This is a genomic window from Thermostichus sp. MS-CIW-23 (assembly GCF_054059455.1).
In genome coordinates this window covers 14,831-31,252 of record NZ_JBSSCC010000025.1, presented here as the reverse complement: position 1 = coordinate 31,252, position 16,422 = coordinate 14,831, and the positions used below count along the sequence as shown (strand labels likewise).

At 60.7% G+C, this 16,422-nt stretch carries 11 protein-coding genes; 6 read left to right on the top strand and 5 right to left on the bottom strand.

What is annotated here, in order from left to right:
* Window positions 1-227: 227 nt before the first annotated feature.
* From ACVW0B_RS09770 to ACVW0B_RS09755, 4 genes are all read left to right on the top strand, one after another.
* Window positions 228-935 (top strand): Crp/Fnr family transcriptional regulator, encoded by a 708-nt coding sequence (locus tag ACVW0B_RS09770; RefSeq protein ID WP_457491572.1) that lies wholly within the window; start codon window positions 228-230, stop codon window positions 933-935.
* Between the two features lie 20 nt (window positions 936-955).
* Entirely contained in the window at window positions 956-1,450 is a 495-nt protein-coding gene (locus tag ACVW0B_RS09765; protein ID WP_457491571.1) for a DUF427 domain-containing protein, read from the top strand.
* 128 nt (window positions 1,451-1,578) lie between these two features.
* Entirely contained in the window at window positions 1,579-3,639 is a 2,061-nt protein-coding gene (locus ACVW0B_RS09760) for an SH3 domain-containing protein (protein WP_457491570.1), read from the top strand.
* 115 nt (window positions 3,640-3,754) lie between these two features.
* Window positions 3,755-4,738, top strand: coding sequence for an energy-coupling factor transporter transmembrane component T family protein (locus ACVW0B_RS09755; protein WP_457411127.1), 984 nt, complete (start codon window positions 3,755-3,757; stop codon window positions 4,736-4,738).
* 24 nt (window positions 4,739-4,762) lie between these two features.
* Here the strand turns inward: ACVW0B_RS09755 and ACVW0B_RS09750 are convergent, their stop codons facing one another.
* From ACVW0B_RS09750 to ACVW0B_RS09740, 3 genes are all read right to left on the bottom strand, one after another.
* Window positions 4,763-7,672 (bottom strand): GAF domain-containing protein, encoded by a 2,910-nt coding sequence (locus ACVW0B_RS09750; protein ID WP_457491569.1) that lies wholly within the window; start codon window positions 7,670-7,672, stop codon window positions 4,763-4,765.
* A 635-nt stretch (window positions 7,673-8,307) separates the two neighbouring features.
* A complete protein-coding gene (locus ACVW0B_RS09745) occupies window positions 8,308-8,883 on the bottom strand; it encodes an NADPH-dependent FMN reductase (protein ID WP_041437310.1) in 576 nt (191 codons plus the stop codon).
* 187 nt (window positions 8,884-9,070) lie between these two features.
* A complete protein-coding gene (locus tag ACVW0B_RS09740; protein ID WP_457491568.1) occupies window positions 9,071-11,392 on the bottom strand; it encodes a fused MFS/spermidine synthase in 2,322 nt (773 codons plus the stop codon).
* A 268-nt stretch (window positions 11,393-11,660) separates the two neighbouring features.
* On the opposite strand from ACVW0B_RS09740, the gene ACVW0B_RS09735 reads away from it, so the two are divergent.
* On the top strand, window positions 11,661-12,599 hold the full coding sequence (locus ACVW0B_RS09735; RefSeq protein ID WP_457491567.1) for an alpha/beta fold hydrolase: 939 nt from the start codon (window positions 11,661-11,663) through the stop codon (window positions 12,597-12,599).
* 67 nt (window positions 12,600-12,666) lie between these two features.
* Here the strand turns inward: ACVW0B_RS09735 and ACVW0B_RS09730 are convergent, their stop codons facing one another.
* Window positions 12,667-13,149, bottom strand: coding sequence for a pyridoxamine 5'-phosphate oxidase family protein (locus tag ACVW0B_RS09730; RefSeq protein WP_457491566.1), 483 nt, complete (start codon window positions 13,147-13,149; stop codon window positions 12,667-12,669).
* 199 nt (window positions 13,150-13,348) lie between these two features.
* Here ACVW0B_RS09730 and ACVW0B_RS09725 point away from each other — a divergent pair, with 199 nt between their 5' ends.
* The gene (locus tag ACVW0B_RS09725) at window positions 13,349-13,570 is read left to right on the top strand and encodes a high light inducible protein (protein WP_414349692.1); all 222 of its coding nucleotides are present in this window, start codon (window positions 13,349-13,351) and stop codon (window positions 13,568-13,570) included.
* Between the two features lie 579 nt (window positions 13,571-14,149).
* Here the strand turns inward: ACVW0B_RS09725 and ACVW0B_RS09720 are convergent.
* Window positions 14,150-16,336: a CHASE2 domain-containing protein gene (locus ACVW0B_RS09720; RefSeq protein ID WP_457491565.1), complete on the bottom strand. Its 2,187-nt coding sequence runs from the start codon at window positions 16,334-16,336 to the stop codon at window positions 14,150-14,152.
* Between the last annotated feature and the right edge of the window lie 86 nt (window positions 16,337-16,422).

Sequence of the window (16,422 nt, the reverse complement as noted above, 5' to 3'; positions counted from 1 at the left end):
GACAGAACCTCTGTTGCCCAGACGAAATGGCAGAGTTTGGGTTCCCCCCACCCTCAACCGCAGGGTAGCTCTAGAGGCTCTGAGGGCCATACCAGCAAGACTCCACAGCAAGACCACCTCCTCACTAGATCTTGGCGCACATGGCGGGGTGGTGGATTGCAGGATAGCTCTTGAGTTGGTAACTGGGCTACAGTGGGCTTGCGGTATGGTGAAACGTCCGACCCGCCATGACTTCCGATGCTCCTGTTGCCCTTCTCTCCGAGCTCAAGGCGGTGCCAATGTTGGCCGAACTTTCGGCAACGTCCTTGCAATGGTTGGGATCCCAGGTCAAGCTGCGGGATATCCCGGCGGGACAGGCGCTCTTTATGCAAGAGGCCTGGGGCAGCGTAGTTTATCTGATCCTCGCCGGCTGGGCTAAGGTGCGGCGGGCTTTGCGGGCGCAAGACAGCACCAAAACCCTTGCCTTGCTGGGGCCGGGCGCTTGGGTGGGGGAAATGGCGGTACTGGACGAAGCTCCCCGCTCGCGAGATGTGCTGGCCCTAACCCCGCTGCGGGTGGCCGGGATCCCGGCGGCAACCTTCAAAGCGCTGATGTTGCGGGAGCCGCAACTGTGTTACCAGCTGGCCTGCAGCCTCTCCCGTCGCCTGCGCCTGGCCAACTTGCAGGCGGATCTTGACCAGCAGAGCCCCCCGCTGCGAGTGGTGCATACGCTGGTGCAACTGGCGGAAGCTTTTGGCGAGAAGACCCCCCAGGGGATGCGCATTGTCTACCCTCCCCCCCAGGATTTGGCCGATATCAGCCAAGTTAGCCGGGAGACAGCCCTGGCGGTACTGAGCCGTCTGCAGCAGCAGGGGGTTATTCAGCCGCTGCCGGAGCAACAGTCTTTGCTGCTGATCCAGTACGCCAAACTGGTAGAGGCCACCCGTCTGCTTTAGATTAATTAATCTATCGACGCATGCCTCCCCAACCCATTCCTCCTCATCCAGGACAAGAATCTGTCTGGGACTATCCGCGCCCGCCTCGTCTGGAGCCCACCGCAGAACTGGTGGAAGTTCTCTTCAATGGCGAGCTCATTGCCCAAAGCCGCCGTTGCTACCGCGTCCTGGAAACCAGCCACCCGCCCACCTACTACATTCCCCCCACCGACGTTCGACTGCAGTATCTCCGCCCCAGCTCTCGCACCTCTTTCTGTGAGTTCAAAGGGGCTGCCTGCTACTGGACAGTTCAGGTCGGATCCCAAACAGCCGTAGATGCCGCCTGGAGCTATCCGGATCCCAGCCCGGCGTTTTTGCCCATCCGCGACTACCTTGCCTTTTATCCAGGCCGTGTGCAGGAGTGCCGGGTAGGTGGAGAACGAGTCCGGCCTCAACCCGGAGATTTCTACGGCGGTTGGATCACCTCAAAGGTCGTAGGCCCTTTCAAAGGAGAGCCGGGTAGCTGGAACTGGTAGGGGCGGAGCAGCGATTCCCGAGGGGGGATCCCTTTTACCCACGAAAAGGACTACAGTTAAGTCGATGCGGGTAAGTTGTCCAAGGACTCCGTCCCGCTGGCACGAACAGGAGAGCGCGGACAAAAACCATGACGGTGCGGGTGCCCCTCGACTATTATCGGGTTTTGATGCTGTCGGCACGGGCAGATGAGCATCAGATTGAGCAGGCATACCGGGAGCGAATCGATCTCAAGCCGGGCGAGCGCTCCTGGCTGCTGGAGTTCTCGCCACAGGCTGTGGAAGCTCGCGCTCAAATGATCCAAGAGGCAGCTTCTGTGCTGCTTAACCCTGAGGCACGGCGAAACTACGACGAACACCTCATGCCAACGGATCCCACCTTGACGGTGGAGGAGGCGCACCTACCGGGAGTGCTGTGCTTGTATTGCGAAGCCGGAGAGTACCAGGCTGCGTTGGACTTGGCTCAACACCTGTTGGAGCAGGGCCACCCTGCTCGTTCCGATGCCATTTTGGCGCGGGCCATCGCTCGTCTGGAACTGGGTCGAGAAGCCTGGCAACAGGGATCCTACGAAGAGGCGGCGCGTTCCCTACAGGCGGGCTTGGCGGAGCTGGAGGAGTATCAGGCCTTTCCGCAGATGCAAGCGGAGATCCGTATCGATTTGGGCAAGCTGCGTCCCTATCGCATTTTGCAACTCCTCAGCCAAAGTGCTCCCGCCCAAGCTGGAAGACACACCGCTGATGGGAACGGGGAGCGACAGCAGGGACTGGCTCTCCTCAAAGCCATGCTGGACGAACGGGGCGGCATCGAGGGGATGGGGCAAGATGGCTCTGGCCTCAGCACCGAAGATTTCCTGCGCTTTATCCAACGGGTACGTCGCCACCTCACCCTCAAAGAACAGCAGGAGTTGTTCGAGCGGGAGGCTGAGCGTCCCTCGATGGTGGCCGCCTACTTGGCCGTGCAGGTGTTGCTGGCGGCAGGTTATCTGGAAAACCGCCCGGCTCTGGTGCGGCGTGCTCGCGGCTACCTGGCTCGTCTGGCGCAGCGGCAGGATGTGCATCTGGAGCAGGCCATCTGTAGTCTGTTGCTGGGGCAGACCGAAGACGCGCTCGCCCATCTGCGCTCCACCCAAGAAGTAGAGGCCTTGCAGTTTATCGAAGAACACTCCGCCGGTTCTCCCGACCATCTGCCGGGTCTGTGCCGCTTCACAGAAAAATGGTTTCAGGAGGAGGTGTTCCCGGAGTTCCGCGGTCTGGAAGCCGCCCAAGTGACGTTGCAAGCCTACTTCGACAACCCCCAAGTACAAGCTTACCTGGACGAAATGCCCAGCCGCGAAGACCCGCCGGCAGGGATGCTCTCTCCCAGTGCTCCGCACCGCTGTCGCGAACAAGCCCCCCATCCCCCACCTCATTTGCCTGCCGTGGTGGGTCCTGAGCCAACCCAGGAATTGTATCGCCCACCCGCCCCTTGGCAACAGGGGGTGCCAGAACCCCCGCGCCTCTCGGATTTGCCCTCTTACCGCAGCACCCCCAAAGCAGGCGTCTCTTCTCTTGCCGATGAGAGTTCTAGTGCTCCGCACCGCTGTCGCGAACGCGCCCAAGACCGTTCCCCTCAGCGGGAGGGAGCTGGCGTGAGCGGAATGCAGGAAGTGGAACGTTACCGCCGCAGCCGCTTGGGATCCCGTAAGCGTCCTGCCCTTCCCGCTGGCGTTCGTTTGGGCTCCGCACCGCTGACGCGAGTGGCCGGGGTAGTTGGTGTGGGCATTCTCTCCCTGCTGGTCATCTGGCAAATGTTGCGGGGCCTCTTCACGCCGCCGCCGGCACCACCGCTGGAGCAACCCCAGGTGCAAATTGAGCAGCCGCCGGTTGACATATCGCTACGCGACGCCTCCGCGAACGACAATCCCGGCCAGACGGAACTCACTCCCCCGCCTGAGCTAACCGGCCCTCTGGCGGAGTGGCAAGGAGTACAACAGGTGCGGGTGGTCTCCAACGATGGCATCAACATTCGCCAGCAACCCAGCCTGACAGGAGCCATTGTCGGGACAGCCCCACGCCAAGCCCTGCTGCGGGTGGTAGAGGTGCAGGCCGGTGAGGGACAAGTGCCCGTCTGGCTGCGCATTGAGCGAGATGGCGCGCCCGGGGGATGGGTCGCTGCCCAGTCGGGCTCTACCCGTCTGGTGGAACGGCTCTAGCTCTCCCTTGCTGCCAGCTGTTATTGCTCCGCAACGCTGCTGCGACCGCGCTACGGGGACGGAGTTCTCGGTCCCGCCCTTTTAAGGGGTATAGTCTGCTTCCTTCTCAACTGTTGTGGATATTCTGCGCAATGCCCCGTTAGGGATTTATCTGGAAGAGCCTCGCACCTGGCTACATTGCCTGGATCCGCGGGTTAAGCTGGCCTGGCTGCTCAGCTTTCTCCTCAGCCCCATTTTGGCCGGCAATGGTTGGCGCTTGGCCGTGGTGGTGGCTCTTCTGCTGCTAACTGTGGCGGCCCGTCTGCCGCGCCGGGTTTGGTCGGGCCAACTCTCCCTGGTGCTGGCCCTGAGCCTGCTCACCTTTGGGATCACCAGCTTGGCGCCGGATGGATTGGGGGTTTTTCCCCAACCGCAACGGCAGGATATGCAGGTGGTGGGCTATGGGCTGACCGGGATCCCCGCTGTTCCCGTTAGCGGTGCAGGGCACTTCGACTTGGCCGTAGAACAGGGATCCCCAGACCGTGCCTGGCGGGCGCAAACCCGTGCCTGGCAAACTCCTTATCGCTACCGCCTGGTTCAGTTTTCCCTATTGGGACGAACCTTTCAGGTCTCCCGCCGTTCTCTATCGGTGGCGCTGCGGCTGGGCACCCTCATTTTTACGTTGCTCTACGCCACCCATTTGTTTTTGTTGACCACGGCCCCCGAAGAAATTGCCGAAGGGATCGGCCAATGGTTGCAGCCTCTCAAGCGTTGGAGATGGCCGATTGCCGAAGTAATTCTCACCCTCACCTTGGCGCTGCGCTTTCTGCCTTTGGTGATGGAAGAGGTGCAAAACTTGGCGCGGGCGGTGCGAACTCGGGATGTGCGCTGGGGATCCCTGAGTTTCCGGGGCGGGATGCAAACCCTGCTGGCTTTGGTGGAGCGCTTTTTTGAAAACTTGCTCCTGCGTGCGGAACAGACGGCCATGGCGATGCAAGCCCGTGGGCTGATCGGCCCAGACCATCCCCTGCGCTGGCACCGCCTACAACTGCGGCGGCTGGATCGCGGCCTACTGGCTCTACTGCCCCTGTTTTGGCTGCTCAGAACCTTGTCCCCCTAAGGTGACCGGCAACACAGCTTTTTCCTACCCAGGGGGATGGGGCTCGTCGCTGCCCATCGGCAGGAGCAGCCGAGAGACACAACGCCCATCGGAAGAGAGGTAAAAGGAGAGCTGGCCCCCCATCCGCTGCACCACCCGTTGACACAGGCTGAGTTCCAGACCAGGACTCACCGATAGAGGCGACTTGAGCAGAGGATCTGCGTAGATCACCTGCTCTGGCCCCAACTGAAGGGCGGCCATCAGGTGAGGGTCGAAGCTGCCCTGATCCACCACCAGCAGCTCTGCATACCCAAAGTGCTCCGCACCGCTGTCGCGAACGCTGGCTTGGCTCCACAGATCCAGCCGCCCCTCTTCCGGGCTGCGCAAAATAGCGGCTGTCAACACCTCCCAGAGCACCATCTCCAGTCGTTCGGGATCCCCCTGGATGGTAAGGCTCATGTCCCCATGGGCCCGCGGCCATAACTTGCGTTTTTGGGTCAGGGCCTCCACTCGGCGTAGGCTTTTGCGCACCAAGGTTGCCAAGGGCACCGACCGCGACTGCGGCTGCACCTGCCAAGTTTCCGACTGCAACAACGGCCTTGTGGAGACGGTCAGATCCCGCAGCCCTCTGCCGATCTCCACCACCTTTTGCCAGCGGGTGGCTTCGTCTCCGGGGATCTCCGGCACCTGACCCAGGCGGTGCAGGCTGTCCAGAAGGACATTCTGCATATCCAGCAGGCGGCGGTGCTTGTACCAGTTCAACTCCCTGAGCACCTCCTGCCGCTCTTGCAAAGTTTGCATCCAGAGCAAGCGCCGCAGCGTCCAGCCGCAGGTCTGGGCGATCAGCATCACAGCCGCCCGCTCGTCGGGATCCCAAACCTTGCCCGCTTCTGCCCCCAAGATCAAAACTCCCAAAGCTCCCGCCTGCGAGGAGTTTGTCTCCCCCAGCGCCACCAGCAGCCAGGATCCCAGGCCGGCAGCAAAGTGCTCCGCACCGCTGACGCGACTGAGCCAAGTGCGGCTGGCAGGGGGGATCTGCTCCTGGGTGAGCGGGAGAGGTTCTGCCGACTGCAGCGCGTAGGCCAGTAGGGGATCTTGCAGGTCGATCTCGGTAGGGCCGGTCTCCGTCCCGGCAGCGGTAGTAAAAGGCCCCTGGAGCTGAGCCCGGCTCTCCCCCGGCTGCCAGCTGACCACCAGCGCCAGAGGGATCCCCAGCAATTGGGCCGTCTGTCGAGTGGTAGTGGTGTACAGATCTGACAAGGTGGCCAAGTTTGGCAAGGTTGAACAAGTGGCGATCAGGCCCTTGAGCAATTGCTCTTGTCGTTGCCGGCGTTGTTCTGACCGAATTTGCCGCAGGATCACCCCCACCTGTTGGGCAATCCCCCGCAGCAGTTGCCGCTCTTCCCGGCTCCAGGTCCGTAGCTGGGGATGCAACACCAAGAGCAGCCCTTCCACAGGTGTGGTGGCGGTACCGCCGACCCCGGTGTGGGTCAGCATCAAGGAACGAACCCCTGCCAGTTCCTGCCGCCAAGAGAGCAGGCGCAGATCTTGGTCGTAGTTTTCTGCCACCACCACCTCGCTGCGCATGAGATCCTGCCAGTCCTGGTCGCTCAGAGGGCTGAGCTGCTGTGGCAAAGTCTGCTTGCCTTCCCTGCGGTACTCGTAGAAGAGGCGGGGGATGGGGCTGTCGGGATCCACCGTCAACACGGCCACTGCACCGACTTTCAGGCGCTGGGCCAGGCCGACAACGGCTTGCTGGAGAGCCTGTTGCAGCTCCGCCGGGTTGTAAAGCGAGCGGCCCACCTGTTGCACAAACTCTTGGTCATCGGCCAACTGGCGAATGCGGCGATCCAGATTTTCTAGGGGGGCAGCCAAGGCCAACCCATTGGCGGCAGCAGCTACCAACTGTCGCTCAGCGGCTTGCCAGGTACGGGGCACATCCGATTGCACCCAGATGAACCCCAGCAGATCCTTTTCCAGCAAAATCGGGGCCGCCAAAACGGCCTGGGCCCGCAACTGCTGCATCAGCTTGGGGGGAACCTCAGAGCGAGCCGTCCCTGTGCCGCCCACCACCACCTGGCCATCGGCGAGGGTGTAGTACATGTCCCCCAATTCCCGCAGCGAAAGGCTGACCTCCCCTGTTGGCCCTGCTCCGACTTTCTCCGCCCCGCTGTCGCGAACAGCTTTGGGGACGCTCCCGTGGGGAACGAACTGACCCTGGCCGCGCTCGTGCCAATACACCTGAATGTGGACGGCGCCCAGGAAAGACTGTAGCTCTTGCTTCACCCAGCTGACCCGTTCCTGCAGGGATCCCGCCTGGCGCATCGCCGTTCCCAACCTCAGGAGTGGATCCTCAAGGCGCTTTTCGGTCTGCTGCTGCCAAGCGTTTTCCAACTCCTGCAGAGAGGCTGCCAACTGCCCCAGCAAAATCCCCAGGAGAGCCTTTTCGTCCTCACGGGTGGTAACCCCCCACATTTGGGATCCCAGCATCAGAATCCCCAAGCAGCGCCGCCGTCCTACTGCCGTTCGCGACAGCGGGCCGTAGGCCGAGAAGGGATAAATGAAACAGCCCTGGATCCCGCCCAGTCGCCTGGCCTCCCGCTGCCAAATGCCCATGCGCGGCTCCTGAGAGAGGTCAGGCAGGCTGATCGGTCGCTGCTCGATCACCACCTGCTCCAGGATCTCCCCCGGCTGTAGAGGATGCACCGCCCGCAGTAGGGTTTGATCCTCAAGAAGGGTCACTCCCCCCTGACCCACCAACTGGTGATTTGGATAGTCGTAAAAGGCCAGCCAGATCAGCGGCGCCCCAAACGCCGCCTTGACATACTCCAGCGTGAGCTGAACGAGGGTGTTGGCATCGCTCTGCTCCCGCATCTGCTGCAAGGTTGCTTGCAGGGCCACCAGGGGAGATATTGGCCCAGCTCTATCGGAATGAGGGGGAACAGACTGAACCATACCTGTGTGGAGCTATTCTGCGGGTTCCTCTGCAAGTCAATGCCCTCTCAGCCAGATCTCCGTCGGATCTGAGCCTTATTTGTTGCTGGGCAACGCTGAGGCAACAGGTGAGAAGAAGAGAGCCCGGACTTGTTGCTGTTTGGAACAACTTTGGCATACTCTCCGCCCCAAGGGGCAGGGATTCTCGACGTCGGGCGTTCGCCCCATCCTCGACGCAGTGAAAGATTTGGTTTTCATCTCTCACCCAGCCCCAGTGTAGTCTGTCTGCAGCCGTCCTTCATGGCTTCCTAACTTCCCTGGGGTTGGTCGCGGAACGCTTGGAGCATGACTCTAGTCAATAATAAGCTCAACTATACTGAAAATAATGTATAATATGTTCAGTACGGATTACTACCAGTTGATCTTTCTGTTTACTTTCGAGTCTGCCAACATGGTAGCCAAAGCAAAGCAGAAAATTGGTAGTAAGACGACACGGAAACTGCGCTTTGGGTATTCTACTCAAAGCTTTGCGGGATACCGCCATTCTGTTTGGAAACAAACAGAATGCTATCGCTGCATAGTTGAACAGTGATGTTCAGCAGTGTTCAGCGTAAATGTATCAGAGTGTCTCAATCTAGTTTGGAATGACTGTAATTTCAGGAAGGCTTCACCACTGGGATCCCTCGCAGCTTGTGAGTATGGGTCACCAAGCTCTGGACAAAGTGTTGAAAGCGCTGTTGTAGCTTCTCGTCTTTGAGATTGCCTTGCTCGTCAAAAGCGTTCCAAGCCCGACCGATGGCGATTTGCTCTGGGATCACCCAGCCATGCACCCAACGCACAATCAAGCGCATCTGGTTCAGGGTATTGCTGTTGCTCTCGCCGCCCAAAACGCTGATTAACCCAAAGACCTTACCCTCCAGTTGCTCAAAACTCAACAGATCCAGTGCATTTTTCAGGCTGCCGCTGATGCCGCCGTGGTACTCCGGGCTGGCTAGGATGATCCCATCCGCCCGCTTCATGGTTGCTCGTAGGACTGCCACATCGGGATAATCTGCATAGGATTCCGAGCCATCCACAAAGGGCAACTTCATCTGCCGCAGATCGAGGATGTGCAACGGGATCCCCAACTTCTCAAACTCGCGCCGCGCCACCTCCAGCGCCTGGTACGTCAGGGAATTGGGCCGCAAGCTGCCCCCGATTGCCACGAAACGAGCCGCAGAGGTTTCAGCCATGGTGGTTTGAGGATTGCCAGTGAGGGCTTGTAGAGGAGACATGGGCCGGACTCCCGAGCAGACATCAGTTACGTTGCAAACAATCATAACTCATACCAACTTCGAGTTGTAAAGATTTCCTTAACTTTTCTGCTCCGCAACGCTAACACGTTTGCCGAAGGGTCGCGTAGCGATAGCAGCCGGATTCCTATCCAGAACTGGGGATCTGAATACCTCTCGGCAAAGGGATCCAAGGCCAACGGATCACCTGCAGCAGGTTGGAAAAATCATCCCGCCAGACGGGATCCCCGGCCTGGGGCAAAAGGGGCTGCCAGGGATCCAGTTCCTGCAGGACTCCAGAGTTTTGGGCCAAAGGGCTCCGCCCTGCTGAGGCGGTCGTCGAAGCGTCGCGCGGCGATAACAGCACCCAGTGGGAAGGGGCCAGCCCCGCCTGGCGTTGCTCAGGGGAGAGATCCCGGTGGTCTTGGTGCCAAGCGTGAAGCTGCAGGGATCCGGCCAGGCCGGCCAACACCGGGGCCAAGTCGAGGTGGCGGTTGGTGATGTTGAAGAGCAGCCAGCCGTGGGGCTTGAGCTTGCTGAGGTAGAGGGCCAAAGCCTCTTGCGTGAGCAAATGCACCGGCACTGCGTCAGAGCTGAAGGCGTCCATCACCATCAGGTCATAGCTGCCCTCTGGGATCCCCTTGAGGCTGAGCCGGGCATCACCGAGGATGACCTGCACCCGCGCCCGTGCCTGAGCCCACCGGAGATAGGAAAAATAGCGGCTCGCCCAATCGACCACGGTGGGATCCAACTCGAAAAACGTCCACTCATCCCCTGGCTCGGCATAGGCGGCCAACGTGCCGATCCCCAGCCCCAACACCGCAATGGCGGGCGTGGGATCCACAGTCTGGGCTCTGAACGCCGCAAACACCTGCCCAACCGGCCCAGACCGAGAAAAATAGGTCAGCGGCTCCAGCGCTTTTTCCGGGTCCAAGTTTTGGCTGCCGTGTAGGGTGGTGCCGTGCAGAAGGCCACGAAAGGATCCCTGCTCAGTTTGGTATTCCACGATCCGGTTGAGGCCGAAGGCGCTGCGCTCGCTGTGGATCACCTGCAGTCCCGGCTGCAGCCAGGGTTGCCCCAGCAGCACAACCAACCCCGCCATTGCTCCCACCCAACCGACCTTGGCCTGCCAGCCAGGGGCTCCGCTCTGCTGCTGTGAACGGCTCTCCCCTGACACCAACAGCGCCAGCACCGCCCAGCCCAACGCCAAACCCACCCCAGCGCCCACCTGCAGCAACGCCTGCGGTTGAAAGTGCAACAGCAGCAAAGGCAGGAGCAGCCCCAGCCCCAGCCACAGGCCCACCCGCCCCCCCTGCGCCCCCAGCACGGCCAGCGACATCCCCAGCAACAGGGGATATTCCAGCACTGTCTCAAACACCTGCGGTGCCAAGAGGGCAGAGAACATTCCCCCTAAGCTCCCCCCCAAAGCCAGCCACAGGTAAAACTGCGTCAACTGCTCCACCGGCGGGCGACGGCAAGCCAACCGGCTGTGGCAGCCCCAGCTCACCAGCCCAAAGGTGGTCAGATGCAGCGGCAAAAGCAAAAAACCCGGCCTCACCCAGCCCAAGACCTGTGTCCCCACCGCCCCGCAGGCCAGAAGAGCTGTCGTTCCCAAAACCCACTCATTGGGGTGGATCCCCCCGAAAGCCAGCATGAGTGTCAGCAGATAGATCCCCAGAGGAATGGCCCACAACAGGGGCACTGCCGCCACGTCGGTGGTCAACAGAGTGGTGACCGCCACCAACAGGCCCGCCGGCAAAAAAGCCAGCCCCGCCCAGCGCCAACGCTCTCGCCAGGAAACAGCCCAATTCCCCAGAGCAGCGCCGGATCCCTGGGAATCCGCCCCACGTTCTTGTGGCTCGGCAACGCCGTTGCAACTGAGCAGCAGACCCACCCCGCTCAGCAGCACCAGGGCTGCCACCAGCGCGTAGGATCCCGTCCACAGGAGAGTTTGCCAAGCCAAAGGCAGACGAGGCTCCAACACCAGCGGGTACCCCAGCAGCCCGCCCAAGCTGCCGGCATTGCTGGCCACATAGAGAAAATAGGGATCCAAAGCCTCCCGTTGCCCCGCGACCCCTCTTGCCGCCAACCCCCGTTGCAGCAACGGCGTCGTCGCCGACAGGAGAAACAGCGGCACCCCAGCTCCCAAAGTCAAGTTTGCCAACAGAGCGAGAGGGGGCCACCATCCTTCCGGTTGGCCGGGGATCCCCAGCTGAAAGGGCAGAAGCCTCAGCCCGACCAGCAGCAAGATCCCGTGGATCAGCACCCCCATCCTGGGATTGAGGCCGCGCCCCAGCCGATCTGCCCACAGGTAGCCCAAAAGCAGGGTGGCCTGAAAAAAGGCCAGGCAGGTATTCCACACCAGGGGGGATCCCCCCCACAGCGGCAGCAGCAACTTGCCCACCAACAACTGTCCCCAGAAGAGGCAAAAAGCGCTACCAAACAAGCTGAGGCCAACTAGCCAAACCAAAGCCGACCCACCGCAAAACCCTCAACTGCCAGTATTCCCCACTTTCTCCCGGAAGCTTGAGATGGGATGTTGTAGCCGCTTGGTGGTGCCCCTTGGGATCACCCAACTCAGAGGAAGGCCGATCCTTGTTCCTCGATTCAAGTGCGCCAACGGGTGGAAGGGGGCCACCCTCCGCCAGTACTCTCAGTTGCCCCGATCACAAGGACTTTGTCCCGCTGTCGCGAACGGTTAGGATCGCAACGCTGACTCAAACCTACACTGCACCCCCATGTTGCCATGCAGCGCCAACGCGAACACAGAGCATCGCTGGCTCTGGCGTGACCAGCCCATTCGCTACCAACAGTCGGGATCCACAGGCCCAGCCGTGTTGCTCATCCATGGCTTTGGGGCCAGCAGCGACCATTGGCGGAAAAATTTGCCGGAGCTGGGGCAGCACTGTCAGGTGTATGCGGTCGATTTGTTGGGGTTTGGGGGATCCGCCAAGCCTCTGCCGGGATCCCCTTTGCCCTACACCTTCGAGACCTGGGGATCCCTGGTGGCAGACTTTGTCCGAGAGGTGGTGGGCCAGCCAGTCTATCTGGTGGGCAACTCGATTGGCTGCATTGTGGCTTTGCAGGCGGCGGTTCTGGATCCAGCCCAGGTTTTAGGGGTAGCGATGTTGGATCCCTCGCTGCGGCTATTGCACGAGCGGAAACGGGGCCAGGTCTCCTGGCTGCGCCGCCAGTTTACCCCTTTGCTGCAATCCCTGCTGGGGTGGCCCCCCTTTGGTCGTTTCTTCTTTGCTCAGGTGGCCCAGGCTAGGGCCATTCGCAATATCCTCCTCCAAGCCTACGGGCGCAAAGAAGCGGTTACCGAGGAGCTGATCCAGCTTTTGCTCAAACCCGCTTTGGAGCCGGGGGCGGCAGAGGTCTTTTTGGCCTTTGTGCGCTACTCTCAGGGGCCTTTGGCTGAAGATCTCTTGCCTCAGCTCACCTGTCCCGTCTTGATCTTGTGGGGGGAAGCGGATCCCTGGGAACCCATTGCTCTGGGGCGGGCCCTGGCAGAGTTTCCTTGCGTGGTGGGGTTCATCCCATTGCCGGGGGTCGGCCATTGCCCCCAGGATGAAGCCCCCGAGCTGGTCAACCCGCTGCTGTTGGACTGGATCCGGGATCCCACCCGAAAACCTGAGAAAGGACCCCATTCTCTCCCCCCAGAAGAGGGGAGCTAGGAAGCGGCGCAGCAAGAGCTTCCCTGGGCTCAAGGATGGCGCGGGCTGCCCTTGGAATTCTCATAATCTACGCCCGACCAAGGTGCTCCAGTTGATCCAGGTTGGGGCCGCTCAGCCGGAATGCCTGGCCAAACCCCTGGATGAAGCTGCCAGCTTTGGGGATGATCTGACAGAAGTGAAAATCCGCCAAACTTAGGATCATCTCGGCAATCTCGTACTTGGCGCGATAAAGGGCCTCAAACCCCTGCGCCTGCGCCTCCTCGCGGCTGAGAAACTGGGCTTCTCCGCTCACCATCACCCGCGGCAGGGCGTGGTTACTGCGGGGATCCCCTGGCGTAGGCGGCTCGTGGATGAGTAGCGCGGCCCGGGGATCCGCCCGCAAAGCCTGGGTGTGGCCAGAAAGATCGCTGATGACAATGGCAAAGCGCAAGGGATCCCGCTGCACCACAAAAGGCACCAACGACACCGCCGGGGATCCCTGCTCCAGCACCGCCAAGCTGGCCACCGGCTGGCCATCCAGCAGCATATTTAACTGTTCCAGCACCGACATGGTTGTCCTCCAGTCCCCTTGCTATTATCAGCTCCCCTGTACTGGGACAAGAGCCACAACCCTGCTTACAGGCTGTTCCTGGCCTGGTTGAACTCTGCCCGGCAGCTCGGAACATTGGGCGTCAACAACGTTGTAAATAAAACTTTACAATCCTATGCAAAGCGAGCTACGCTGGTGAAGAAAGCACAAGGAGAACCCTATGACCCGATATCGCTCCGTTGTCGTCGAAGAAGGTGGTCGGCTGAACAACTACGCCATCGAGCCGGAAATGTATGTGGACAGCACCCCCCGCGTGGGCTTCACCGAATATGCAGAGCGCTTGAACGGGCGTTTGGCAATGATCGGCTTTGTTGCCCTGATCCTGTTTGAAGCTCTGTCCGGTACCACCCTGCTCGGCTGGCTGCAATCCCTGGGCCGATAAGCCAAAGAACGCTTCCTAGGAAGAGGGCTGTCTCTAATCGCCGATTGACTGTTCGCGATAGTGGGACGGAGTCCTCACTTTGTTGCACAATTCTCTACAACCTGATGTGCAAACGCTAGGCAGTTGTGCGAGTGTGCAGGGAGCGGGTGGTTAGGTTTATGTTTCTAGACCCCAGCTACCGTTTGAAATGTACCCCAAGCTCTGGGGGAAGTGACATACTCCCATCACTGACCCTACGGGTACAGTGTGGGCTTCTCGCTTCATTGGGGAGCCTACGCAAGAACCCTCTGCGAGCAGACACGGGATGTCCCACCGCGTAGCTGCACCAGATTCCGGCAAAAGCCGTTTTGTGCAACTACTCTCACCATACACCATGTGGGGGTATCTGTATCCCGACACTGACGCTACGGGTACAGTGCGGGGCTTAGCTAACCCCACACCCCGACAAGCTAACGCCTGTGGAGACTCCTCTGGCGGGGTGGTAGGTCTAAAACCTACCGCTAGTCAAGGGTTGCTGAAGCAGGAAGAAAGCAACAGCGCTGAGCAAAAATCTGTTCTGTTCAGTGCTGTGTAGGTCTTTCAGAGTGGCATCTCCCAGTGCAGCTCGACATGGGTATGGCCTTCTGGGGTGCGGGTGCGATGCCAGGATCCCTTGGGTAGATAGCGGGCGATGGTGTTCATGGCCTTGCTGCCGTAGCCGCCGCTGAGGCCGGGAGCGTACTCGATACCATCGTTGACCACGGAAAGGCAGCAGTGGCGCTCCGTTTGGGCCAGCGACACCTTGACAAAGGAAGCATTGCCTTTGGGGGGTTGTACATGGGCGATGACATTGCCGATGGCCTCCCGCAAAAAGCGCAAGATGTCTTCTCGCTGATCAAACCACTCACCGGTGTTGGGCTCCTGCAGAGGTTGCAGTTGGCGCTCCACAGACAGCGTCAGGCTGCCCGCTTGGATCAGCTCGTCCAGATAGATCTCGATGCCGCGATGCAACCCCTCTCGCAAGCTGGGGGAGATGCGCAGCTTGGCGGCTAGGGTGCGCACATCGTTGAGCTGATTCCGGATCCCGCGTCCGATCCTCTCCAGTTGTTCGAGCAGGTGATCGTAGACGGCGGGGTCGGGCGACCTGCCTTGCTGCTGCTGCCATTGCAAGCTCTCCAAGTCGTCCATCACCACCTTCAACTCCTGCAGCTCGCGATCGTGAATGTCGGTGGCTACTCGGTAGAGCAGCTTGCGAGCCTGGTCAATGGCGGCCTCCTGTTCGGCTCGGCGCAGGCGCTCCAGTTCCTGTTGCTGGGCCAAGAGCCGTTCTTGATTCTCCACAATGACCAAAGTGAGCAGCAGGCTCACCCCCGTTAGCCCACTGGCCAGGGCCGGCAAGACGAGAGGCCAAACCCAACGCCACAGCAGAAACTGGGCCACAGCCCACCCTTCGTAAACGGCAAGCCCTACCATGGGTCGCAGGAGAAACTGCTGTTGCTTCCAGCCCCAATGGCTCAAAAGTGCTCCGCACCGCTGACGCGAACGTAGGGGGGGACGATAAAGCACCAAAAGCAGTCCCGTTCCCACTCCCAGCAGCAAAACCACCGCAGCCGCCACCCCCCCCGGCACGGATTGGTAGACCTCCCCGGTGAGCAGGCTGGAGAGGACTTGCGCCTGCAGCTCCACCGCCGCAATCTGGGATCCATCCGCAGTCCGCACTGGGAAGGTTTCGGGGTAGCCGCCCACAAAACCCACCAGGACAATTTTGTCCCGCAATTGGTCGGCAACTTCGGGATCGAGGGGAGGGATCCCTTCTTGGCCGCGGCAGGCTTGGCTGGGGTTGATCATCGGGGCAACAGACCCGGATCCTGCCTGGAGAACAGCTGGAGGGCAAACCCGTTCGATGGGGATGATGGGGATCCCGTGCTGGGAGCCGAGGGGGTTGAATTGAATCGGCTGCAAACCCCGTTCTCGAAACCAGCGGCTGGCCCGCTCCGGGTCGTATTTGGCAAAAGCCAGAGCCTCGACCGAGGCGAACATCTGCTCCTCTTGGCTGTCGCGGCGCAGGTAGAGCCCCCGCAGCTGGGCCTGGCGCAGGATCCCGGCCCTATCCACCCGATATTGCACCACCCCCTGCACATGTTCTGGCGGCACCAAGTACTCCAGCCGCAGAGAAGAGAAGGGCAGAAAATGGTTGTAGATGTTAATCTCGGAGCGGCCAAAGCTCTCGCTGCTGCGGGTGGCCAGGACCAAGCGATCTGGGTAGCGCTGCACCACCTGACGCAGAGGGGCATCTAAGTTCTCGTTGCCCAGGTTTTGAGGTACCACAAAGCTGCTGGGCAGGTTTAGCACCACCACCCTGGCCTCAGCTTCTTCCAGTAGACGCAACGTCAGGCCGGCGTAGTTGGCCCGTTCCAGAAGGAAGTCAACTTGATGTTGGCCAAGGTGCTCTGCACCACTGGTGCGGCCATTGCTTTCCCCCTGTCCGCTGTTCCCGTTAGCGGGAACGTGCTCCGCACCGCTGTCGCGATCGAGTCCTATACGACCATCAATGCCGACGATCACCACCTCGGGAGAAGGCTGCTGAGGGCCACGCCAAGCGTACAGCCACTCCTGGGCGTCGCTCTCCATCCGCACCAACAAAGGATGCTGAGCGGAAAGGTTAAGCAGAGCAGCCCAACCCAAGCCCCAAGCCAACGCCCAGCCCAGCCGCCGCCGGGAGGGGGACAGTCGAGCTGGAGAAGTATAGCCTTGGCCAACGAGAAAGGGAGGGACGGGATCCGGCATATTGCAAAGGGCTTTGCACCGCTGACGCGACCACACGAACGGCAGTGCAGACGCGAGCCAGCTAAAAAGCGCTCCGCACCGCTGTC